Genomic DNA, 22,016 nt, shown 5'->3' with positions numbered 1-22,016 from the left:
GGCGTTGAGCGGGTCCCACAGGAGATATACCACGATGAAAACCCTGAAACTGGCCCTCGCCGCCCTGATCGCCACCAGCGTCGTCGCCCCCGCCATGGCGCAGCAGGTCGAGCACCGCACGGTCGTCAAGAAGACCGTGGTCGTGAACAACCACCGCACGGTGCATCACAAGCGCCATCAGGTCTGCAACACCCATTGGCGCAACCATCACAAGGTCCGCACCTGCCACTGGCAGTAAGCCGAGATTGCGGGCGCCGGTCGAACCGGCGCCCGCCTCCTTCTTGCGTCTTCGTCACCCTGAACATGTTTCAGGGTCCACCGTGCGACAAGGGAACGTTCCCGAGTATAAGAGTGGATGCTGAAACGAGTTCAGCATGACGATGGAGAGTTTGGTTTTGCGAGATTTGGGGGTTGCCCCCACCCTGCTACCGTCGCTTAGTCGGCACCATGTCCCCGCTTCCCACCCTCTACAGTTTCCGCCGCTGCCCCTATGCGATGCGCGCGCGGATGGCGTTGCTGGCGAGCGCGACCGTCGTCGAGATCCGCGAGATCGTGCTGCGCGCCAAGCCCGCCGAGATGATCGCCGTTTCGCCCAAGGCGACCGTGCCGGTGCTGCTGCTGCCCGACGGGACGGTGATCGACGAGAGCCTCGACATCATGCGCTGGGCGCTGTCGCTTGACGATCCCGAGCACTGGCTGGCCGGCGACGACGCCGCGCTGATCGCGGCGAATGACGGCGCGTTCAAACATCATCTCGACCGCTACAAATATCCCGAGCGACACGGGTCGGAGCCGCTCGCGCATCGCGCGGCCGGGCTGGCGATGCTGGCCGACCTCGACGCGCGGCTCGCGCGACGGGCCTGGCTGGGCGGCGCCGCGCGCGGTCTGGCCGATATCGCGATCTTCCCGTTCGTGCGGCAGTTCGCGGCGACCGACCGCGCCTGGTTCGATGCGCAGAAGCTGCCCGCGCTGCAGGCCTGGCTGGCGGCACTGACCGGGTCGGCGCTGTTCGAGCGGGCGATGCTAAGGTTGCCGCCCTGGGCGAGCGGGGATGCGGTGGTGCTGTTCGCGGGGGAGGCGGCGGGGAATTAGCGCCCACCTGCCAACCGTCGCCCCGGGCTTGTCCTGGGGTCCCATGGTTGGTGCGGAAAACGGGAAGGGCCGCGTTGGTCCACCGTCGCCACGGGTCATCGCTCGGCATCAAGCGGTGGCCTGCGTGGAAATAGCCATGGGCCCCGGCACAAGGCCGGGGTGACGCTGTGGGGGAGGTCGCCCTCCCCCACAGCGTCGAGCATCAAGCCGCTTCGCGTTCCTCGTCGGCCTTCTTCGCCGGCGCCTTGTTGACGTCGCGCAGGCGGTTGCACAGTTCGTGGATGATGCCGCGGGCGACGCGGATGTCGTCGGCGATCAGCCGTTCGAGATGGTCGGACGACATCCGCAGCAGCAGGCAGTCCTCGACCGCCGAGACCGAGGCCGAGCGCGGTTCGGGGTCGAGCGCGGCCATTTCGCCGACGACCTGGCGCGCGCCGATCTCGGCGAGATTGTGATCGCCGATATGGATGCGCAGCTTGCCGCTGGCGACGACATAGAGCGCGTCGCCGAGGTCGCCCTGTTCGAACAGGGTGTCGCCCGGCGCCAGCCGGATCTCCTTCACCGCCTGCGCCGCCTGGGTCAGCGAGCTTTCGCGCACATGCGCGAAGATGCCGACGCTCCTGAGGATCAGGACCTTTTCGATGGTCAACAACATGTCTCTTTGCTCCCCGATCGGCCTGCTGCCGTCTGAAATCCACCGCGCGGTCTCGCGCAGCACCTGGTCGTCCGCATCGTTCGCCACCATCGCCACGTCGGCCGCGCTCGCCGAGCCGAGCTCGGACAGCGCATAGAGCGCGCTGGCCGGCGCCCAGGCGCCGAGCCGCGCCTCGGGGGTCGCGGCGACCCCGTCGATCGTCGCCTCGCTATCGCCCTCGCCGCGCTTGGCGAGTGCGGCGCATTTCTCCTCGATCGTCTCGGGCTCGAGGAAGGGCAGCAGCGCCGCCCGGGTCTCGGCGTCGAGCAGATTGTCGAGCATCTCGAGGACATAGCTGCGCTGGGTGGCGCCGCCCGAGACGAAGCGCAGCCGCGTCTCGCGCATGTCGACCCCGTCGACGATCAGCCCGAGCAGATGGAAGATCGCCTCCTGGCTATTGTCGATCTCGTCGGCGATCGCGCGGGCGACGAGCGCCTGGGCTTCTGCTTCCCCCGAACAATCCTTCCATGCGCGCAGCATCCAGGCGGCGGTGTCGACCTCGTCGCGGATCATCGCCCGGATCTTCGGCGCCTCGGCGGTGGCGCGATGATCGCAGCGCCACAAGGCGGCGAGCAGCGCATGGCGCAGTTCCCGGTTGGGCTCGTCGAGCCGCGCCATCAGCCAGGCGGCGGCGGCCGGGGTTCCGATCACCCCGCAGGCGATGATCGCGGCGCGGCGCGCGGCACGGCCCGCGTCCTGATCGTCGTAGAGACGGCCAAGCGGTTCGAGCATCGGATCGCCGATCCGGCCGATCGCCGCGATCGCCGGCTGGGTGAGCCGGGTCGAGCGCAGGCTGGCGACGATCGCCGGCCACAAAGGCGGGGCGTGGATCGTCCCCGCCGCCGACAGCGCGGCGGCGCGGACATCCTCGTCATGGTCGTCGAGCAGCCGCATCAAGGGGCGGTAGAAGAGATGCGAACCGACGAGGCGCATCACCTCGGCAGCGAAGGTGCGGCGTGTCGGGTCGTCGGCCTGGATGTCGGCGATCAACCGGTTGCCGGCGACGATCACCCCCTCGATCCCGCCATGGCGGATCAGGCCATGATAGGCGCCGAGCCGTTCGGCCTCGCTGCCGGCATCGAGCCAGGGCGACACCGTCTCGATCGCATCGTCGCCGCCGGCCGCGGCAAGCGCCGCGATCAGCCCGCCGCGCACCGCCGGATCGGCCTCGCCCGCGAGCGTCGCCGCGATCGTCGGCCGGTCGCCAGCGTCGTGGCGATCCTCGAACCAGCGCGCGGCGGCGGTGCGGACCATCGCCTCGGCATGGACCAGCAACGGCGCGACATCGGCGCGGGCCAGCCCGTCGCTGCGCGCGCCGAGCATTTCGAGCGCGTAGAGCACCTCGCCGATATGGGCGCTGCCGAGCCCGAGCCGGATCGCCGCGATCGCATCGTCGGACAGCTCGGCGTCGGGATCATGATCGAAGCGCCGGCCCTCGACCGCGCGCCGCAGCACCGCGGTATAGCCCTTCGCCTGGATCAGCACGAAGGCGAGCCACGCGACGACGATCACCCCGATCACCGCACTCACCCCGATCGCCGAGAAATGGAGCTGGTGGAGCATGATCGACAGCAGCAGGCCGGCGACGCCGCCGGTGATCGGCTCGACCATCGATTCGAGCGCCGCCTGCAGCTTCATCCGCTGGCCCGCGGGCAGTGGCTGGTAGAGGGTGACCGAGGTCGTCTTGTCGACGGTGTAGCGGAACGACTGGTCGATGATCTTGTTGGCGACCAGCACGAAGAACAGCGGGCCGACCAGACCGGCCATCTCGCCGACCACCACCGCCGCGATCGATCCGCCGAGCAGCAGGATCGGCAGCGTCAGCAGCCCGCCCTTGACCCCGAAGCGGCGCACCAGCGGGCCGGCGACGAACAGGCTGACCACCAGGCTGATCGATCCCATGATCCCGGCATAGATGCCGAGGAACGAGGCCATCGCCTCTTCCTCGGGATAATGATGCTCGACCGCCATGTAGAAGGTTTCGTCGATGAAGAAGTAGACCATCTGCGACAGCACGATCATCGCGATCATGATCGCGATATAGCGGTCCTTCCACCATGCCCTGGCGGTCGCGCCCCCCTCCTCGCCCTCGTCGCTGCCCTCTTCGCCCTCGCCCGTCTCGGCATCGGCGGTCGGCTGGTAGCGGCCGAGGATATGGACGACGAGGAAGAAGCCGATCGCCTGGCCGGCGGCCGACAGCAGGAACAGGTCGGGGGTCGACAGGACCTTCATGATCATCGGCGTGCCGAGGCCGCAGACGATGATCGCCACCGGCTCGCCGGCGACGATGAAGCCGAACAGCCTTTTGCCCTGGCGCAGGGTCATCAGCTGGTTGGCAAGCCCCCAGAGCAGCAGGCTCGACAGCACGAATTCGATCTCGAACCAGACGATCGTCGCCGCGGCGACCCCGGGGACATCGAGGAACAGGCCGAGGCGGAAGACCAGCAGGATCGCGGTGTTGAAGGCGAGGGTCGTGAGCAGCAGCGGCTTGAGTTTGAGCCGGTGTTCGACCTTGAGATAGATCCAGCCGCTGATCGGCACGCAGACTGCCTGCGCGATATAGGCATAGGGCACCGCCTTGGCGCCATAGGCGGCGATGAACAAGGCATAGGCCGCGTTCTGGGTGAACACCCGCGGCACGCCGGCGATGAAGAAGGCGAACAGGAACAGCAGCGCGGTGAGCTTCGCTTCGGGGCTGAAGCGCGACGGCTTGCCCGATCCCGGATCGGGGATCGCGGCGGCGGCGCCGGCGAGGACGGCTGCGGTCATGAACGGGCTCCTGCGCGCCGGATGGCGGGACGATGGTCGGCGAGCAGCGCCCGTCCGGTGGCGACGACCTCGCCGATGATCGTCCGCGCATGGTCGATCGTGGTGCGCGGGTTGAGCATGGTGAGCTTGAGATGGACCCGCCCGTCGACCTTCGTGCCCGCAAGCAGCGCCTTGCCGTCGGCGAGCAAGGTCCGGCGGATGTCGCGATTGATCGCATCGAGCAGCGCGTCGTCGGCCTCCTGGCCAGCGAAGCGGAACACGACCGCGTTGATCACCGGCGGCGCGGCGAGAACCAGATCGGGGTCGGCCTCGATCAGCGCGGCGGTGTCGCGGGCGAGATCGATCGTGGTATCGACCATCGCCGCGAGATGGCGGCGGCCGAGCGCCTGCATCGTCATGAACGGCTTCAGCCCGTCGAAGCGGCGGGTGGTCTGGATCGACTTGGTGACGAGGTCGAGCACGCCCTCCTCGACATTCTCCTCGGGGTTCAGATAGTCGGCGTGAAGGCTGATCGCGCCGAAATCGGCGGCACGGCGGACCAGGAAGGCGCTGCAGCTGATCGGCTGGTAGAACAGCTTGTGGAAATCGACGGTGATCGAATCCGCGCGCTCGATGCCGGCGAGCAGATGCTTGTGACGGTCGCTGATCGCCAGCGCGCCGCCATAGGCCGCGTCGACATGGAACCACAGGCCATGACGGTCGCACAGATCGGCGATCGGCCCGATCGGATCGATGCTGCCGAAATCGGTGGTGCCCGCGGTCGCGACCACCGCGAACGGGATCAGCGCGTCGGCGCGCATCGCGTCGACGATCGCGCCGAGCCGGTCGACGTCCATCCGCCGCGCGGCGTCGGTCGGCACGGTGACCACCGCATCCTCGCCCAGGCCGAGGATCGCCGCCGATTGCTGGACCGAGAAATGCGCGGCCTCCGAACAGAGGATGCGCAACGCCCGGGCGGCGCCGAGCATGCCCTGTTTGCGGATGTCCCAGCCGAGCCGCCGGCCGATCAGGTTGCGCGCCAGCAGCAGCGCCATGAAATTGCTCTGGGTGCCGCCGCTGGTGAAGACCCCGTCGGCCGCGTCGCCGAGCCCGAACAATGTGCCGAGCCAGTCGACGACATGCTGTTCGAGATAGGTCGCCGCCGGCGCCTGGTCCCAGCTGTCCATCGACTGGTTGGTCGCGGCGATGATCAGCTCGGCGGCGATGCCGGGGATCAGCGGCGGGCAATGGAGATGGCCGATGCAGGTCGGATCGGCGACCCGCAGCGATTGGCTGAGCACCAGATCGGCGACGGTGCCGATCGTGCGATCGATGCCGGTCCCCTCCTCGGGACAGACCTCGATCGCGGCGATGGCGGCGGCGATCTCCTGCGCCGACCCGCCGGCATGGCAGCGTTCGAGATCGGCATAGCGGCCGAGCAGCGCGTCGGCGGCGCCGTCGATCGCATGACGGAAGGCGGCCTGGCCGACCGGGGTCGCCGACAGGAAATCGGCGTCGAAATCAATGCGCACGCACGGCTCCCCGTGTCGACAGGACGGCGGCGATGCTGTCGCGGAAGATCGCGGCGATCGCGTCGATATCCTCGGCCGTGACGATCAGCGGCGACAGGAAGCGCGCGACCGCGCCGAAGCGCCCGCCGAGCTCGATGATCAGGCCGCGGCGCAGGCATTCCTGCTGGATCGCGGCGGCGATCGCGCCGTCGGCGGGGGGATGGCCCTGGGCATCGGGCAGGCCGTCGGGATCGACGATCTCGGCACCGAGCATCAGCCCGCGGCCGCGGACATGGCCGATCACCGCGAAATCGGCCTGGATCTCGTGCAGCCGCGCGGTCAGCCGCGCGCCCATCGCCACCGCATGGCCGGGCAGATCCTGCTCGCGGATCACCTTGAGGGTCGCCAGGCCGGCGGCCATGGCGAGCTGGTTGCCGCGGAAGGTGCCGGCATGCGCGCCCGGCTCCCACAGGTCGAGCCGTTCGTCATAGATGATCACCGACATCGGCAGGCCGCCGCCGATCGCCTTCGACAGCACCAGCACGTCGGGAATCGCCCCCGAATGTTCGAAGGCATAAAGCCGCCCGGTGCGGCCCCAGCCGGTCTGGACCTCGTCGACGATCATCGGCAGGTCGTGCGCCTGGGTGATCGACCGGATCTCGCGCATCCAGCCGTCGGGCGCGGGGATCACCCCGCCCTCGCCCTGGACCGCCTCGAGCACCAGCCCGGCGGGCAGGACGCCGCCTTCGGGATCCTCGAGCATCGTGCGGAGCAATTGGGCATTGGCGCGGTGCGCGGGTTCGCCGCCGATGCCGAGCGGGCAGCGATAATCATGCGGGAACGGCAGGAACTGGCTGTCGTTGGCGAGCCCGCCGATCCGGCGCTTGGGGCCGAGATTGCCCGAGATGCCGAGCGCGCCATGGGTCATGCCATGATAGGCGCCGCGAAAGGCGAGCATCGTCGATCGACCGCTGGCGGTCTTGACCAGCTTGATCGCCGCCTCGATCGCGTCGGCGCCGGTCGGGCCGCAGAACTGGATCTTCGCGCGCTTTGCGAATTCGGGCGGCAGGCTGTCGAACAGCGCCTCGGTGAAGGCGTGCTTGACCGGCGTGGTCATGTCGAGCGTCTGGAACGGCATGCCGCTGTCGAGCTGGGCGCGAACCGCGGCGATCACCGCCGGATGGTTGTGGCCGAGCGGAAAGGTGCCGGCGCCGGCGAGGCAGTCATAATAGCTCTTGCCGTCGGTATCGGTGACCTTGACCCCCGACGCCTTGGCGATGGCGAGGCGGAATTTGCGCGCATAGGTGCGCGCATTGGATTCACGCTCCGCCTGGCGATCGACATAATAATCGTTGCCGCGAAATTCGGTCCGTTCCCCGAACCGTTCGAATGCAGGTTCTGCCCCCATTGCCGTCTCCGTCGCGCAGGCGGCATCGCGTCCGGACACCCCCTGTGCCGGATCGCCTCCCCCCGTTGCGACGACCTTCGGCGTCGCAGGGTTATCATCGGGTTAAGGGTATTTTTGGCGGAAAAGCGTGTGTCCCGTTTTGATCCATTTTCGGACCGAAATGATTTTGCGCCTTGTCGCCAATTTGGAGAGGTCTCCGCTTGCCGATGCCGGCCGGGGCGGGAGATCATCGTCGCCGAGCCCGTTCGCTCGCCTGACCGAAAGGATTTCGCGCGATGATGTCGATCCTGCTTGCCGCCGCCGCGGCCGCCGCATCGCCGGCCCCCTGCCCGCCCGCCCTGCCGATCGCCGGCGCGTCCGACATGATCGGCCGGGGGGACCTGCGCTGGCTGGTCGCCGGCGAACGGCATGGCACCGCCGAAAGCGCGGTCGCCTTCGCCGATCTCGCCTGCCTGGCGGCGGCAACCGGCCGCAAGATCGTGATCGCGCTCGAATATCCCGCCGACGACCAGGCCCGGCTCGATCGCTTCCTCGCCTCCGACGGCGGCACCGCCGCGCGCGATGCACTGCTATCGGCGCCCGCCTGGCGCAGCAAGATGCAGGATGGCCGGTTCAGCATCGCGATGCTCGACCTGATCGATCGACTGCGACGGATGCGCGGGGCCGGACTGATCGAGCGCGTGGTCGGGTTCCAGCCGGCCGATACGGCCGATGCCGCCGCCTATGAGCAGGGAATGGCCGACCTGATCCAACGCGCGGGCACCGACCAGCTCGTTCTGGCGCTGGTCGGCAATGTCCATGCGCGCACCATAATCTGGACGCGCAGCGAGCCCAATTATATGCCGATGGCCGGCCTGTTGCCGCCCGCGGGACGGCTGACCCTGAACATCGCCGGCAATGGCGGTGCGCAGTGGGCCTGCTTCTTCGAGCCGAATGCCGCGCCGAATACGCCGCCGGCCTGCGAGGCCCGGGATTTCGGGCCGGCCCCCATCTCCCATCCGCGCAGCGTGGTGCTGTCGCCCGACCCATCCTTGCCTTATGGCGGAATGCTCTATCTGGGTCTGGCCACCACCGCGTCACCGCCCGCGACTGCCGCGCCCTGAACCGCCATCGCGGACCGGACCCATCTGCGCTTCCCCGCGTTGGCACAGGGATATTCCAGCAGGGAGCATAGGACATGACGACCAAAGGCATCACCGACGACAAGGCACTCGGCAAGAGCATGGCGAAGGCCGCGGCGATCGGCGCGGTGATCGCGATCCCGGTGCCGTTCGTCGGCCCGATCTTCGGCGCGGTGGCGGGTGCGGGCTATGCCTGGTTCAAGGCGAAGAAGCGGGGATAGGTAACGCCCGATCCCGTCGCCCCAGCGAAGGCTGGGGTCCATGTCTGGCGCGGCGGGCGATGACCTCAACGTAGAAAAAGCGCTGTCTTCTTAATCTCTCGCGTAGCGCCTGAGGAAAGAGACATGGGCCCCAGCCTTCGCTGGGGCGACGGGATTTTAACCGCCCACCACCCCCGCCCGGCACTTCATCAGCGGCTGGATCCGCGTCCCGAACGCCTCGACCCCTTCGAGGAAATCGTCGAAGGTCAGCAGCACCCCGCCGGTGTTCGGCACCGCGGCCATCTCGTCGAGCATGCGCGCGATCGTCGCGTAGGAACCAACCAGCGTGCCCATGTTGATGTTGACCGCGCCTTCGGGCGCGGCAAGCTGGCGGACATTGGTGTCCTTGTTGTGGGTGTCCTTGGCGCCCTGTTCGGCGAGCCAGGCGATCGCGTCGAGATCGACCCCGTCATTATAGGACTTCCACTTCGCCTGGGCCTCCTCGTCGGTCTCGGCGGCGATCACCATCACCAACACGAACACCGACACGTCGCGACCGGTCTTCGCGGTCGCGATCGCGAGCCGGTCGTTGTTCGAGGCGAAGGCGGTCGGGGTGTTGACCCCCTTGCCGAGGCAGAAGGCATAGTCGGCCCATTTGGCCGAGAAGGCGAGGCCCTCGTCCGACGAGCCCGCGCAGATGATCTTCATGTCGCCGGTCGGCTGCGGCCGGACCCGGCAATCCTCCATCTGATAATAGGTGCCCTTGTAATCGGAGACCCCGGTCTCCCACAGCTCGCGCAGGATGCGGGCATATTCGTCGAGCATCTGGTAGCGGTTGCGGAAATGCTCGTCGCCGGGCCAGATTCCCATCTGGGTATATTCGGGCGGCTGCCAGCCGGTGATCAGGTTCAATCCGAAGCGGCCATGGCTGATCGAATCGATCGTGTTGCACATGCGCGCGGCGAAGGCGGGCGGGATCACCAGGGTCGGACAGGTCGCGTAGATCTTGATCCGTTCGGTCACCGCGGCGAGGCCGGCCATCAGCGTAAAGCTTTCGAGCCCATATTCCCAGAATTCGGTCTTGCCGCCGAACCCGCGCAGCTTGATCATCGACAGCAGGAAATCGAGGCCATGCTTCTCGGCGCTCTGGGCGATCGCCTTGTTGAGGTCGAAGCTCGGCTTGTACTGCGGCGCATTCTCGCTGATCAGCCAGCCATTGTTGTTGATGGGGACGAAGACGCCGACCTGCATGGTCCGTTCCTAACTGTTGTGCCTAACTATTGTGGTCGAGCCAGCCGAGGACGATGTCCTCGAACGCCGCCGCTTCGGTGATGTTGCACGCATGGCCGCCGCCCGGCAGCTGCGCGAGGGTGGCGTGAGGCAGACCCTCGGCCAGCCGTTCGGAGCAGAAGGCGGGCACCAGCATGTCGTCCTCGGCCGCGAGCGCGAGCACGGGCGTGGCGATCTCGCCGAGCCGCGCGTCGATGTCGAAGGCGCAGATCGCCGCGACCCGTTTGGCGAGGGTCTCGGCGCCCTGGAAGTCGGCGACATGATGCGCCTCCTCGGCCTCGATCCGGTCGATGTTCCGCGAGATCCACGGCGCCGGATAAAGGAACAAGGGCTGGGCGCGCAGATAGGCGCTCGGCCCGCTGTCGCGCAGGATCTGCAGGCGGATGTCGAAGCAGCGTGCGAAATGCGGGTCGGGTTTCGACCAGCTGTTGACCGCGACCAGCCCGCCGATCCGGTCGGGCGCGCGCAGCGCCAGCGCGAGGCCGATGATCCCGCCCAGCGCATGACCGACAATGTCGGCGCGAGCGATGTCGAGCCCGTCCATCAGCGCGACCAGATCGTCGGCCATCGCCTCGATGCTGGTCGCCGCGCCGAGCGCGCGATCCGAGCGGCCGGTGCCGCGATGATCGTAGAGGATGACGCGGCGATCCTGCGCCAGCGCGGCAAGATTGGGCTTCCAATAGCCCCCGCCGCCGCCGAGGCCGGCCGAGAGGATCAGCGGCGGGCCGTCGGCGGGACCGAAGGATTCCCAGTGAAGGCCGGCTATCACCTGCAATCCTCCCTAAATCGCAGATTTGGGGAGGGGGACCGCGCCGAAGGCGTGGTGGAGGGGTCGGCGCAACATCCGACAGCGCAGAAAACCCCTCCACCACCTTCGGTGGTCCCCCTCCCCATGCCTGCGGCATAGGGAGGATCAAGAAAGACCATCCTCACGCTGCCTCTATATGCGCGACCGAGGCGATCTCGACGAGGCACTCCGGCTTCACCAGCCCGCACTGGATGCAGTAGCGCGCGGGCTTCGCGCCGGGGAAATATTCGGCATAGACCGCATTCATCGCGGCATAGTCGGCCCAGTCCTTGAGGAAGATATGGTTGAAGGCGACGTCGGTCAGCGCGGCGCCGGCGGCCTCGAGCGTGGTCTTGATCACCTCGAGGACATGGCGGGTCTGGGCGGCGGCGTCGCCCGGATGGAGCACCACCCCGCCCTCGCCGAGCGCGAGCGTGCCCGAGACATAGACGGTATTGCCGGCCTTGGTCCCGGCCGAAAAGGGCGCGATCGGGGTCGGGAATTGCGGGGGATTGATCGCCTCGAACGGCATGTTCTACTCCTTTTCGATCTGGCCGAAGCTGCCGCAGAAATCGGCGACGGTGGACACCCAGCCGAAGAATTTCTCGACATTGTAGACGGTGGCCTGCTGGATGAAGTCGGGCCCGAGATGATGGGTCGCGTCCTCGAGCATCACCCCGAAATATTCGAGGTGGAAGCCATCGCGCAGGGTCGATTCGACACACACATTGGTGGCGATGCCCACGAAGACGATGTTGCGGATGCCGCGCGCCCTGAGCACACTGTCGAGCTGCGAGTTGAAGAAGGCCGAATAGCGGGTCTTGTGGAGCGAGATGTCGCCGGGCTGCGGCTTGAGCGCGTCGACCAGATCATAGTCCCAGCCGCCGCGCGCCAGCAGCTTGCCCTTGAGTTCGGGCCGCGCGCGCATCGTCTTCAAGGCGTTCGACTTGTGCCAGTTGGGCGATCCCGGCCCGCCCGCCTCGACATAGTCGGGGTCCCAGCCATTTTGCAGGAAAACCACCTGAACCCCTGCGGCCCGCGCCGTGTCGAGCACGGTCGCGATCTTCGAGATCGTCCCCGCCGCGCCGGCGATGTCGAAGCCGGCGAGATCGACATAGCCGCCCTGCGACGCATAGGCGTTCTGCATGTCGATCACCACCACCGCGGTCTCGTCGGCGGCGACCCGGATCGGTTCGGGCCGGGCCGGCAAGGTGACATAGCGCCGGTCGGCGCCTTCGGGGCCGGAGGTCACCACCGTCATGCGTGGATCGCCGTCATGAGATCGCCCTGTACTGCATGGTCATGAGTTTGGACCGGTTTCCGGCCGCTATGCAAGCCGGCAGATGCCGAACCGGATCCCGCCCGTCGAAGGCAGGGAGATTCCGGGTCGAGCCCGGGATGACGGAAGAAGAAGGGCAACGGATCGACGGAAAAGCGCCGAATTTCTATCGCGCCGTTCATCGTGCAGCCATCGCGAAAGTTGGACCGTAGCTACCGGGTGACAGCGGTCGACCGGAGCCCGAAAATCTTCGATCGACTCTTTTGTAACCAAAGGTTACGCAAACCAGTTTGCACCGCGATGCAACATGAGGGTGGCCATGATCGACATTGCATTGGACGAAGACGAAGCTGCTGAAATAATCGGGAAATATGGCGACACCGCCATCGACCATATGGTCGATCGAATCAAGGGCGCGGTTGCATCGGGGGACGACATCATGGTCGGCCGGCTCGATCGTATATTGCGGCTGATCGAGCGCCCACGGCGCGGCTGAGCGCGCTTTTCTGCATTTTCATGTTGCAGTGCAGCTATTTACCGGCGACCCTGTCTGCGAACGGGGGAACAGCGATGAAGACGATGATCCGGGGCATGACGATGGCGGCGCTGATGGTGCTGCCGGTCGCATCGCAGGCGGCGGTGCCGGTCGAGGAACGGTCGATCGCCGAGACCGCCGCCGACCTCGCCGCCGGACGGACGAGCGCCGAGGCGCTGGTCGCCGCCTATCGCCGCCGCATCGCCAGGATCGACCCGCGCCTCCACAGCATCATCGCGCTGAACCCCGATGCCGCCGCCGATGCCCGCGCGCTCGATGCCGAGCGGCGCGCCGGCCATGTCCGCGGGCCGCTCCACGGGGTGCCGATCCTGCTCAAGGACAATATCGAGAGCCTGGGGCCGCTGCCGACCACCGCCGGGTCGCTCGCGCTCAAGGACAATGTCACCGGGCGCGATGCGCCGTTGGTCGCCCGGCTGCGCGCGGCCGGGGCGGTGATCCTCGGCAAGACCAACCTGTCCGAATGGGCGAACATGCGATCGAGCCGGTCGAGCAGCGGCTGGAGCGCGGTCGGCGGGCTGGTGCGCAACCCCTATGCGCTCGACCGCAGCGCCTGCGGATCGAGCGCGGGCAGCGGGGCTGCGACCGCGGCCAGCCTGGCGGTGGCGGCGATCGGCACCGAGACCGACGGGTCGATCGTCTGCCCGTCGTCGGTCAACGGGCTGGTCGGGCTGAAGCCGACCGTCGGGCTGGTCTCGCGCACCCATGTCGTACCGATCTCGCACAGCCAGGACACCGCCGGACCGATGGCGCGCAGCGTGCGCGACGTCGCGATCCTGCTCCAGGCGCTGGCCGGGCGCGACCCTACCGATCCGGCGACCGCCGCCCAGCCCGTGTATTTTCGCGCAGTCGATTATGTCGCCGCCCTCGACCCGCAAGCGCTCAAGGGCGCGCGGATCGGGGTGATGCGGTTCGCGGCGGGCTTCCACCCGATGGTCGATCCGCTGTTCGAGCGGGCGATCGCCGACCTGAAGGCGGCAGGCGCGACGATCGTCGAGATTCCGGCGTTCGACACCGCGAAGATCCGCAAGGCCGAGGGCTTCGTCCTCGACCATGATTTCAAGACCGACCTCAACGCCTATCTGGCGAGCACCCCGCCGGCGGTGAAGAGCCGGACGCTCGCCGCGCTGATCGCCTTCGACAAGGCGCATGCCGCCGAGGAAATGCCCTGGTTCGGCCAGGAGACGTTCGAGGCGGCCGAGGCGACCCAGGGCACCGCCGACCCCGATTATGCCGCCACGGCGGCGACCGCGAAACGCCTCGCCGGCCCCGAGGGGATCGATGCGATGCTGGCGCTCGACCGGCTCGACGTGCTGATCGCGCCGACCACCGGCCCGGCCGGGGTCAGCGACCTGATCAACGGCGGCAAATCGAGCGGCGGCGGCGCGTCGCTGCTGCCCGCGGTGTCGGGCTATCCGCATCTGACGGTGCCGATGGGCCAGGTCCATGGCCTGCCGGTCGGCCTCTCCTTCATCGGCCCCGCCTGGTCCGAGGAGAGGCTGCTGGCGCTGGGCTACGCCTATGAACAGGCGACCAAGCGACGGGTGCCGCCGACATATCGGGCGAGCGCGGAGTAGGCCTCATTCGTCGCCCCGGCCCCCGGATCGGGACTTCGCCCCGTCCGAGGACAGGCATCGCCCGGGGCCGCCCAAGGCAAAGACGCAACATCTAAGCGCGTACCCCCGGCGGATAGCTCACCGCGAGAGTCTTGGGCGGCCCCGGCCTCCGCCGGGGCGACGGGGAGTTTCACCCCATTTCCCCACATCTGAACCATCGCCGCGATGCCGCGAAGCGCATCAACTGGCAGCCGCAATGGCGGCATTCGGCATGGGTCACGCCGCTGATCTCGACCTTGGTCGCGCTGATCGCCGAGTGGCGGCCATTTTCGCAACCGAGCGCGCTGCGCGCGACATCGGGCGCCGCGACCGCTTCATATTGGGGGCGAAGCAGCGTCCGAGGGCGGCTTTCGTGGAACATCATCAGTCCTTCCTTGCGCGTGGCGAGGCGGACATTTGGCCTGCTGCGTTGCGGCCGGATTTCAGCACTGCAATGTTCGCCCGTCACATTGTTGCGACGGAGACGAGCGTCCGGAACCTTGGTTATCCGCGCATTTTCCGGCGCGCCGGGCGAAAATTCAGCCGATGACGTACGGCATGATCTCACGCAGCTCGAGGAAGGTCGGCACCGCCAGCACCAGCCCGAGCAGGATGTCGAAGATCCGGATCACCCGCAGCCGGCTGCCGCGGACATGGCGGGTGACGTCGAGGCTGATGATCCACAGGATCGAGGCGCCGCACAGGCAGGCGACCAGCAGCGCGGCGATGAACGGCAGGATCATCGTGCGCGGAAAGGCGGCATAGGCCGGCCACAGCAGCAGCGCGGCGAGCCCGGCGATGCTGCCGGCGCCGCCGGCGCGCGCGGTCGTCCAATATCTCAGTCCAGGTCGCGCCATCGGTCGGTCAGTCTTCCGCGTCATAGTCGAGCAGGTCGCCCGGCTTGCAGTCCAGATAAGCGCAAATCGCCTCCAGCGTCGAGAAGCGGATCGCGCGGACCTTGCCCGATCGCAGCAGCGAGATGTTCGCCTCGGTGATGCCGATCGCCCGCGACAATTCGGTCGCGCGCACGCCGCGCCGCGCGAGCATCGCGTCGAGCTTCACGACGATCGGCATCGCGTCGAACTAGACCATATATTTCTGGTCGTTGGCGAGCGCGCGGCCAGCGAGCAGCAGCCGCGCCATCACCAGCGCCAGCGCGCCCGCCAGCCAGGGCAGCAGATCGGCCTGGCCGAGGCTGAGCGCGATCAGCCGCCGCCCGGCGGGCGCGTCGCAGGTCAGCAACACGCTGACCGCCGGCTGGCAGAGCAGCGACAGCGCCGCATAGCCGATCAGCGCCTGGCCGAGCGCCGGCACCGCGCGCATCATCGCGTCGTCGAACCAGGCGCCACGCCGCATATGGTGCAGGATCGCCTGGAGCTGGACGAGGCCGAGCAGCAGCGGCGCGGTGCACAACAGGGTGAAGACCGCGCAGGCCGCCCGCTTCCAGCCGAGGATCGCGCCGCCCGCCGGCATGCCGGCGAGCCAGTCGGTGCGGATCGCAGTGGCGCTCGCCAGCGCCCAATAGCCGATGATCGCCGCGGGGATGAGGATGATCGCGGCCTGACACAGATGCTCCGCCTTACCATGGCCGGTCATCGCCAATTCTCCAAAATTATTGACAAACAATAATTAGGCGGTGCTTCTCGGCCTGTCCAGCAGCGGAATGACGGAGCCGGAACGGCGATGCGATGATCGGTTTTCTGTTGTGGGCCGCGACCACCGCCGCAGCGCCCGCCCCGCCACAGGCGGCGCTCGACGCGCTGGCGCGCCGCGGCCGGTCGGTCGCCGCGCCCTGCCCCGCCGATGCCGGCACCGGCGACATCGTCGTGTGCGGCCGCGACCGCGCCGCCGCGCGCTACCGCCTGCCGCTCCCCGCCGAGGACGGCGCCGGCGACATCGCCCGCGCCGACGTCTCGCAGCGGATCGGGACGATGCGCGAGGGCCGGTCGGGGATCGGTTCGTGCACCGCCTCGGGACCGGGCGGATCGAGCGGCTGTTCGAAGCAGGAGTGGAAGCGGATTTCGGGGCGGGAATAGCGCGACGGTCGATCCGGGATGGGTGGAAAGCGGCGTGCCAGGGTCATATAGCTTCGCTATGGTCGATCTTCAGCCATATCGGGAAAGGGCCGGCGCATGATCACCGTGTGGGGCGGACAGACCTCGCGATCGCTCCGGGTCGTCTGGGTGCTGGAGGAAATGGGCCTTCCCTACCGCGTGCGGCAGGTCGACATGCTGGCCGCCGAGCAGGACCCCGAATTCCTCGCGGTCAACCCCGCCGATTATATCCCGGCGATCGAGGACGGCGACGTCGCCATGGTCGAGTCGATCGCGATCATGGAATATCTGATGGCCCGTTACGGACCGACGCCGCTGGCGCCCGCGCCGCACGATCCGAGCTTCGCCGCCTATCAGCAGTTTCTGCACCTGGGCGAGGCCGGCCTCGCGACCCTGATGATGCCCGTCGTCGTCAGCCGCTTCATCGCGCCCGAGGCCGATCGGGAGAATTGGGGCGCGAGCTGGTGCCTGAAGGCGTTCCAGAAGCGGCTGAAGCTGGTCGGCCAACGGCTTGCCGGCTCGCCCTACCTCGCGGGCGACGCTTTCACGGCAGCCGACATCTCGGTGACCTATGCGCTGAACCTGGGTCAACGGAACTGCGGCATCACCCTCGGCGACGCCGAACAGGCCTATCTCGCCCGCACCACGGGCCGCGACGCCTACAAACGCGCCATGGCGCGTTCGCACGAAGGGGTGAATATCTAGAGCCCCGCCCGCCCCGCGCATTGAGGGCAATTCGGTGACAGTGCACTTTTAGCGAGTCCGCGCGGCGCCGCGCCGCTAAAAGTGCACTGTCACCGAATTAGGGCACCGCGGTCGCCATGCATTCTGCGACGTAATGCAATTTCGGAAACGGGCGGTCACGTGATCGCGGTCACGCGCAGCGACACGGCGCACGGTCTATCCCATGACCGACTCGATGACTGGGTTCGCCACGGCGTCCGCACCCGAATCGCCTCGCATGCCAATGCCTGTACGATAGGCCGGTGCCGTTCAACGCATCCTTCACCCGATCCGCCAAGGAGGGCATGATGACGTCGCAGGAAGCGCAAGGCAGCTATCAGGGGTCGCTCGGCAGCTGGTGGCACTGGTTCCGCCGCGAGGTGCTGTGCTGGACCCATCCCGACACCGGCTTCGACCTGGCGCTCGACGGCTATGGCAACTGGCTGAAGGCGATGGCGCGCGGGCCGCAGTTCGACGGCGATGGCGCGACCGCGAGCGGCTATTATCAGCATAGCACCCGCGCCGACCTGTGCGATGCGATCTCGGTGGCGATGACCCAGGGCGGCGCTGGCCTCGCCCAGCTGATGAGCATCGAGTCGCAGCTGGTCGCGCTGTACAGCGACGCCCGGATCGACCGGCGGCAATGGTCGTTCCAGGAGCGGTTCCGCCGGGTCGCGACCGGCAACGCCAATGTCTCCTATCTGGTCTCGGCGCCGCCGGTCGCCCAGCCCGATGCGGCGCCCGTCCCGGCCGAGCCGCAGGTGGACAACGACCGGCCGCGCGACGCGGCCGCGATCGCCGACGGCGCCGTCGGCCGATCGATCGCGCTGGTGCCCGACCCGGAGGTCGCGCTGTGACCGACCCGATGCAAGGCGCGATGCCGCCGACCATGTCGATCGGCCCGCAGCCCGCCTCCACGGTCGACGTGAAGGCCGATACGCTCGGCCTGCTCGACTATCTCCATTCGACCTATGTGCTCAACGCCGCGCGCGAAAAGGGCCTGCGCAACCTCAAGGCCTGGCTGCTCTATCGCTTCTGGGTCGGGCTGGTCGCGCTGGTCGCGATCTGCGCCGCCGCGCTCACCTTGTCGCCCGATTTCGGCTGGCTGGTGGTCGGGCTGACCCTGCTCGCGGTGGTCGGCCGGATCGGCGCGGTGATCAGCGTGACCAACCGACTGCAGGCGGCGACGTCGAAGAACATCCTCGATCGCGATCCGATCTTCGAGTTGGTCGCGCTGGGGCTCGGCCGCAACGGCATCCGGCTCGCCTTGCTCAGCGCGAGCATCTTCGCGATCCTGGTCTATGTCGCCTTCGCGACCGGGGTGCCCGAGACGCTGGGCTTGAAGGGCGGGCTCGCCCCGACGATGGCGAGCCAGCAGGAGCGCGAGGCGCGCAACCTGGTGCGCGAGAAGAGCAGCGACGCCTTCCAGGCCGCCGAGCGCGCGCGACGCGCCGAACAGCGGCTCGCCGATGCCCGCGCCAAGCTCGAAACGCTGCACAATGCGGCACCCGCCGATGCGGCCCGGCAGGCGGCGGCGATCCAGGCGCAGAGGGTCGCGGTCGCTTTGCTCGAGACCACCGCCAACGAGCGCACCGCCGCCGCACGGATCAGCGCCGACGAGGCCCGCCAGGCGGCGCCGACGACAGCCGGCATCTCGCGGAAAGGCCAGCAGGACGAACTGTGGGTGATCGACCAGATCCAGCGCGCGCTGGGCCTCGCCAGTCCGGCCGACGTCTTCAAGCTGCTGCTGTGGGCGTTCGTCGCCGGCTTCGCCGAGCGCTTCGTTCCCGACGTGCTCGACCGGCTGGTGGCGCGCGCGAAGGAGGTGCGCCCGCCACCGCCGCCGATCATCGCAGGGTCGAAGGGACCAACTGCATGACCGGCATCATCGCACCGCCCGCCGACCGGCGGCGCAGCAGCCAGCCGATCAGGCCGAAGCCGCCGATCATCATCATCCAGGTCGACGCCTCGGGGGCGGCGGAGACCGGGCCGATCGAGACCGCGTCGCCCATGCCGCTGCCGGTCAGCAGCCCGCCGACATTGGTGTAGCTGACCGCGAAGTCGTTGAGTTCGATCGACGACATGATGTTGGCGAAGGTCAAAGTGAACGATCCGGTCGCGGTCTGGCCCGCATTGATGCCGCCGGTTCCGGTGCCGCAGGTGCCGGTGCTCGACGCGAAGCAGATATCGGTGCCGAGCAGCCCGCCGAGCGGGTTCTGCATCGCGGTCGCGAAGGTGCCGGTCGACGACAGCGCGCTGATCGTGTTGTTGCCGAGCACGTCGAAGCCGAACGAGCGCAGCCGCGACGTCATCGTCGAGTCGTTGGTGATCGAATAGTTGAAATTATAGCTGCGGCCGTCGCTGCTCGCCCCGGTGTAGGTGAAGCTGCTGAGCGCGCCGAGATTGCTGTTGGGCAGCGCCAGCACATAGCCGGTATAATCGACGTTGAAGATCGTCCCGACATCGGTGCGGTTCAGAACCACCGAAGCATGACCGGCGACGGCCCCGATGACGAGCATCGAAGCAGCGATGATAGCTTTCACACGCAAAGCAAAGACCTTCCCACGATAATATCATCACGCCTATGACATGATGACCGGCCACACATCGCCCGATTCCTTCTATATCCGTTAGACATTAGTCGGTCTGCATGAGAATATAGCCACGACACGCCAACAAAGACCGGACCGGTTCCATATTACATCCGGAATCGGATATATTATCGGAGAGCTATTTAGACTAAAGTCTAATAGAGGTGTTTGCTTGGTCGCGCGGGTGCTTAGGCTGCCGCCGTCGGATTCAGGCTCCGGGGTGCTGACTCCCCCGTCACCCCGGATTCAATCCGGGATTTCACGTGCTCTTCCGCCCGCAAAAGGCAGGGATGTTCCGGGTCGAGCCCGGAGTGACGAGGGCAGGCGCGAGCGGCTGGCGCGGGGGCGATCGCCGCGATAGGTTCGCGGCATGGCGAACAGCTGCCCGCACCGCGATACAATCAACCAGGTGACGCCGGGGTCGCCAGGCTGCGAGGAATGCCTGAAGGCCGGCGGCTGGTGGGTGCATCTGCGGCTGTGCCGGAGCTGCGGCCATGTCGGCTGTTGCGACGATTCGCCGGGGCGCCACGCCACCGCGCATTTCCGCGCCACCCATCACCCGATCATCGAAGGCTATGATCCGCCCGAAGGCTGGGGCTGGTGCTATGTCGACCGGCAGATGGTCGACCTGCCCGACCAGACCCCGCAGCGCGGCCCGATCCCCCGCTTCACCTGACGACCGCCCCATTTCACCGCCAGTCGACGAAGGACCCCGCATGCCCGTGATCGACACCCGCCACGACCAGATGTTCCCGACCCTGAGCGCCGCCCAGGTCGAGGTCGCGCGCCGCTTCGCGAGCGGCCCCGCCCGCCGCTTCGAACCCGGCGCGTCGGTGTTCGAGGTCGGCGACCGCGACGGCGGGGTGTGGCTGGTGCTCGAGGGATCGATCGCGATCTCGCGCCGCGACGGCCTCGGCCACGAGACCGCGATCACCGAGGAATGCCCGGGGCAGTTCTCGGGCGAGATCAGCCAGCTCGGCGGCCGCGCCTCGCTGGCGATGGGCCGCGCCGGGCCCGCCGGCTGCACTGCCCTGCCCTATGACGGCGCCCATCTGCGCGCGCTGGTGATCGGATCGGCCGAACTCGGTGAGATATTGATGCGCGCCTTCATCCTGCGCCGGGTCGGGCTGATCGAGGCCGGCGGCGCCGGATCGATCCTGATCGGCAAGCGCGACATGCCCGAGCTGGTCGAGCTCGAAGGCTTTCTCGCGCGCAACGGCTATCCGCACAGCGTGCTCGATCCCGATGGCGACGCCGAAGCGCATGCGCTGATCGAACGGCTCGGCATCCACGCCGACGAACTGCCGCTGATGCTGTGCCCCAACGGCACCGTGCTGCGCCGCCCGACCACCGCGGAGGCCGGTATCTGCCTGGGGTTCACCCCCGAGCTCGATCCCGGCACGCTCTACGACGTTGCAGTGGTCGGCGCGGGCCCGTCGGGGCTGGCGACCGCGGTCTATGCCGCCTCCGAGGGCCTGTCGGTGCTGGTGCTCGATCAGCGCGCGATCGGCGGCCAGGCGGGCGCGTCGGCGCGGATCGAGAATTATCTCGGCTTTCCGACCGGGATTTCGGGCCAGGCGCTCGCCGGGCGCGCGTTCAGCCAGGCGCAGAAATTCGGCGCCGAGATCGCGATCCCGATCGCCGCGGTGAAGCTCGACTGCCCCGAAGTCGAGACCGACCCGCCCGCCCCGCGCCGGCTGGTGCTCGACAATGGCGTCACCGTCCAGGCGCGCACGGTGGTGATCGCGTCGGGCGCCCGCTATCGCCGCCCCGAGATTCCCGATCTCGAGACCTTCGAGGGGGCCGGCGTGTCCTACTGGGCGTCGCCGATCGAGGCCAAGCTGTGCGAGGGCGAGGAGGTCGCGCTGATCGGCGGCGGCAATTCGGCGGGCCAGGCGGTCGCCTTCCTCGCGCCGAAGGTCAAGAAGCTCCACCTGATCATCCGCCGCGACGGGCTCGAAGCGACGATGTCGCGTTATCTGATCGACCGGATCGCAGCACTTCCCAATGTCGAGATCCATGTCCGCACCGAGATCACCGCGCTTCATGGCGACCGCGCCACCGGACTGACCGGCGCCAGCTATCGCGATCGCACGACCGGCGTCGAGCATCGTTGCGACGCCCGCCATATCTTCCTGTTCATCGGCGCCGATCCGAATAGCGGCTGGGTCGACGGCTGTATCGACCTCGATCCGCACGGTTTCATCCTGACCGGCCAGGACGGCGCCGCAGCACTCCAGACCAGCCGCCCGGCGGTGTTCGCGGTCGGCGACATCCGCGCCGCCTCGACCAAGCGGGTGGCGGCGGCGGTCGGCGAAGGCGCGGCGGTGGTGGCGCAGATCCACGCCTGCCTGGCGCGGCAGGGGTGAT

The 22,016-nt window shown here is 68.0% G+C and carries 24 protein-coding genes; 12 read left to right on the top strand and 12 right to left on the bottom strand.

What is annotated here, in order from left to right; all coding sequences use genetic code 11:
- Window positions 1–34: 34 nt before the first annotated feature.
- Together AC1RM6_RS13505 and AC1RM6_RS13500 are read left to right on the top strand one after the other, a co-directional pair.
- A complete protein-coding gene (locus AC1RM6_RS13505) occupies window positions 35–238 on the top strand; it encodes a hypothetical protein (RefSeq protein WP_493101982.1) in 204 nt (67 codons plus the stop codon).
- 209 nt (window positions 239–447) lie between these two features.
- Complete coding sequence (locus AC1RM6_RS13500) at window positions 448–1,092, top strand: glutathione S-transferase (RefSeq protein ID WP_493101981.1); 645 nt, start codon at window positions 448–450, stop codon at window positions 1,090–1,092.
- Between the two features lie 202 nt (window positions 1,093–1,294).
- Here the strand turns inward: AC1RM6_RS13500 and AC1RM6_RS13495 are convergent, their stop codons facing one another.
- The 3 genes from AC1RM6_RS13495 to AC1RM6_RS13485 are packed head-to-tail and all read right to left on the bottom strand — an operon-like array spanning window position 1,295 to window position 7,453.
- Complete coding sequence (locus AC1RM6_RS13495) at window positions 1,295–4,555, bottom strand: Npt1/Npt2 family nucleotide transporter (RefSeq protein WP_493101979.1); 3,261 nt, start codon at window positions 4,553–4,555, stop codon at window positions 1,295–1,297.
- Entirely contained in the window at window positions 4,552–6,066 is a 1,515-nt protein-coding gene (locus tag AC1RM6_RS13490; RefSeq protein ID WP_493101977.1) for a pyridoxal phosphate-dependent decarboxylase family protein, read from the bottom strand. Before AC1RM6_RS13490 ends, AC1RM6_RS13495 begins: the two co-directional genes overlap by 4 nt.
- Entirely contained in the window at window positions 6,056–7,453 is a 1,398-nt protein-coding gene (locus AC1RM6_RS13485) for a diaminobutyrate--2-oxoglutarate transaminase (protein WP_493101975.1), read from the bottom strand. The genes AC1RM6_RS13490 and AC1RM6_RS13485 overlap by 11 nt, the downstream gene beginning before the upstream one ends.
- A gap of 275 nt (window positions 7,454–7,728) precedes the next feature.
- Here AC1RM6_RS13485 and AC1RM6_RS13480 point away from each other — a divergent pair, with 275 nt between their 5' ends.
- Together AC1RM6_RS13480 and AC1RM6_RS13475 are read left to right on the top strand one after the other, a co-directional pair.
- Window positions 7,729–8,556 carry a hypothetical protein gene (locus AC1RM6_RS13480; RefSeq protein WP_493101973.1) on the top strand — a complete coding sequence of 276 codons (828 nt, stop codon included), beginning with the start codon at window positions 7,729–7,731 and terminating at the stop codon, window positions 8,554–8,556.
- 74 nt (window positions 8,557–8,630) lie between these two features.
- Window positions 8,631–8,795, top strand: coding sequence for a hypothetical protein (locus tag AC1RM6_RS13475; protein ID WP_493101971.1), 165 nt, complete (start codon window positions 8,631–8,633; stop codon window positions 8,793–8,795).
- 156 nt (window positions 8,796–8,951) lie between these two features.
- Here AC1RM6_RS13475 and rutA read toward each other — a convergent pair whose 3' ends face one another.
- From rutA to rutB, 4 genes are all read right to left on the bottom strand, one after another.
- Window positions 8,952–10,025, bottom strand: coding sequence for a pyrimidine utilization protein A (rutA, locus tag AC1RM6_RS13470; RefSeq protein WP_493101970.1), 1,074 nt, complete (start codon window positions 10,023–10,025; stop codon window positions 8,952–8,954).
- 22 nt (window positions 10,026–10,047) lie between these two features.
- Entirely contained in the window at window positions 10,048–10,833 is a 786-nt protein-coding gene (gene rutD, locus AC1RM6_RS13465) for a pyrimidine utilization protein D (RefSeq protein ID WP_493101968.1), read from the bottom strand.
- A 160-nt stretch (window positions 10,834–10,993) separates the two neighbouring features.
- Entirely contained in the window at window positions 10,994–11,383 is a 390-nt protein-coding gene (rutC, locus tag AC1RM6_RS13460; protein ID WP_493101967.1) for a pyrimidine utilization protein C, read from the bottom strand.
- Window positions 11,384–11,386: 3 nt separating this feature from the next.
- Entirely contained in the window at window positions 11,387–12,112 is a 726-nt protein-coding gene (gene rutB / locus AC1RM6_RS13455) for a pyrimidine utilization protein B (RefSeq protein WP_493101965.1), read from the bottom strand.
- A gap of 331 nt (window positions 12,113–12,443) precedes the next feature.
- Here rutB and AC1RM6_RS13450 point away from each other — a divergent pair, with 331 nt between their 5' ends.
- Both AC1RM6_RS13450 and AC1RM6_RS13445 read left to right on the top strand, forming a co-directional pair.
- Complete coding sequence (locus tag AC1RM6_RS13450; protein WP_493101964.1) at window positions 12,444–12,626, top strand: hypothetical protein; 183 nt, start codon at window positions 12,444–12,446, stop codon at window positions 12,624–12,626.
- A gap of 74 nt (window positions 12,627–12,700) precedes the next feature.
- Complete coding sequence (locus AC1RM6_RS13445; protein ID WP_493101962.1) at window positions 12,701–14,260, top strand: amidase; 1,560 nt, start codon at window positions 12,701–12,703, stop codon at window positions 14,258–14,260.
- A gap of 169 nt (window positions 14,261–14,429) precedes the next feature.
- On the opposite strand, the gene AC1RM6_RS13440 is transcribed toward AC1RM6_RS13445, so the two are convergent.
- The 4 genes from AC1RM6_RS13440 to AC1RM6_RS13425 all read right to left on the bottom strand — a co-directional run bounded on the left by AC1RM6_RS13440 (window position 14,430) and on the right by AC1RM6_RS13425 (window position 15,874).
- The gene (locus AC1RM6_RS13440) at window positions 14,430–14,663 is read right to left on the bottom strand and encodes a hypothetical protein (protein ID WP_493101960.1); all 234 of its coding nucleotides are present in this window, start codon (window positions 14,661–14,663) and stop codon (window positions 14,430–14,432) included.
- A gap of 154 nt (window positions 14,664–14,817) precedes the next feature.
- Window positions 14,818–15,135, bottom strand: a complete 318-nt coding sequence (locus AC1RM6_RS13435) for a hypothetical protein (protein ID WP_493101959.1) — start codon at window positions 15,133–15,135, stop codon at window positions 14,818–14,820.
- A gap of 7 nt (window positions 15,136–15,142) precedes the next feature.
- Window positions 15,143–15,352, bottom strand: coding sequence for a helix-turn-helix domain-containing protein (locus AC1RM6_RS13430; RefSeq protein ID WP_493101958.1), 210 nt, complete (start codon window positions 15,350–15,352; stop codon window positions 15,143–15,145).
- Window positions 15,353–15,361: 9 nt separating this feature from the next.
- Complete coding sequence (locus tag AC1RM6_RS13425; protein WP_493101956.1) at window positions 15,362–15,874, bottom strand: DUF2975 domain-containing protein; 513 nt, start codon at window positions 15,872–15,874, stop codon at window positions 15,362–15,364.
- A gap of 92 nt (window positions 15,875–15,966) precedes the next feature.
- On the opposite strand from AC1RM6_RS13425, the gene AC1RM6_RS13420 reads away from it, so the two are divergent.
- The 4 genes from AC1RM6_RS13420 to AC1RM6_RS13405 all read left to right on the top strand — a co-directional run bounded on the left by AC1RM6_RS13420 (window position 15,967) and on the right by AC1RM6_RS13405 (window position 18,934).
- Window positions 15,967–16,314 (top strand): hypothetical protein, encoded by a 348-nt coding sequence (locus tag AC1RM6_RS13420; protein ID WP_493101954.1) that lies wholly within the window; start codon window positions 15,967–15,969, stop codon window positions 16,312–16,314.
- Between the two features lie 96 nt (window positions 16,315–16,410).
- On the top strand, window positions 16,411–17,037 hold the full coding sequence (locus tag AC1RM6_RS13415) for a glutathione S-transferase family protein (RefSeq protein WP_493101952.1): 627 nt from the start codon (window positions 16,411–16,413) through the stop codon (window positions 17,035–17,037).
- Between the two features lie 326 nt (window positions 17,038–17,363).
- The gene (locus AC1RM6_RS13410) at window positions 17,364–17,912 is read left to right on the top strand and encodes a hypothetical protein (RefSeq protein WP_493101950.1); all 549 of its coding nucleotides are present in this window, start codon (window positions 17,364–17,366) and stop codon (window positions 17,910–17,912) included.
- Complete coding sequence (locus tag AC1RM6_RS13405) at window positions 17,909–18,934, top strand: hypothetical protein (protein ID WP_493101948.1); 1,026 nt, start codon at window positions 17,909–17,911, stop codon at window positions 18,932–18,934. Before AC1RM6_RS13410 ends, AC1RM6_RS13405 begins: the two co-directional genes overlap by 4 nt.
- Here the strand turns inward: AC1RM6_RS13405 and AC1RM6_RS13400 are convergent.
- Entirely contained in the window at window positions 18,903–19,574 is a 672-nt protein-coding gene (locus AC1RM6_RS13400; RefSeq protein WP_493101946.1) for a cistern family PEP-CTERM protein, read from the bottom strand. The two genes, AC1RM6_RS13405 and AC1RM6_RS13400, sit on opposite strands and share 32 nt — an antisense overlap.
- Before the next feature lie 442 nt (window positions 19,575–20,016).
- On the opposite strand from AC1RM6_RS13400, the gene AC1RM6_RS13395 reads away from it, so the two are divergent.
- Together AC1RM6_RS13395 and AC1RM6_RS13390 are read left to right on the top strand one after the other, a co-directional pair.
- Complete coding sequence (locus AC1RM6_RS13395; RefSeq protein WP_493101944.1) at window positions 20,017–20,322, top strand: UBP-type zinc finger domain-containing protein; 306 nt, start codon at window positions 20,017–20,019, stop codon at window positions 20,320–20,322.
- A gap of 40 nt (window positions 20,323–20,362) precedes the next feature.
- Complete coding sequence (locus tag AC1RM6_RS13390; protein WP_493101942.1) at window positions 20,363–22,015, top strand: FAD-dependent oxidoreductase; 1,653 nt, start codon at window positions 20,363–20,365, stop codon at window positions 22,013–22,015.
- The last annotated feature ends 1 nt before the right edge of the window (window position 22,016 follow it).

The sequence above is a fragment of the Rhizorhabdus sp. GW822-FHT03C02 genome, from assembly GCF_058801765.1.
This window is presented reverse-complemented; position numbering and strand designations above follow the sequence as displayed.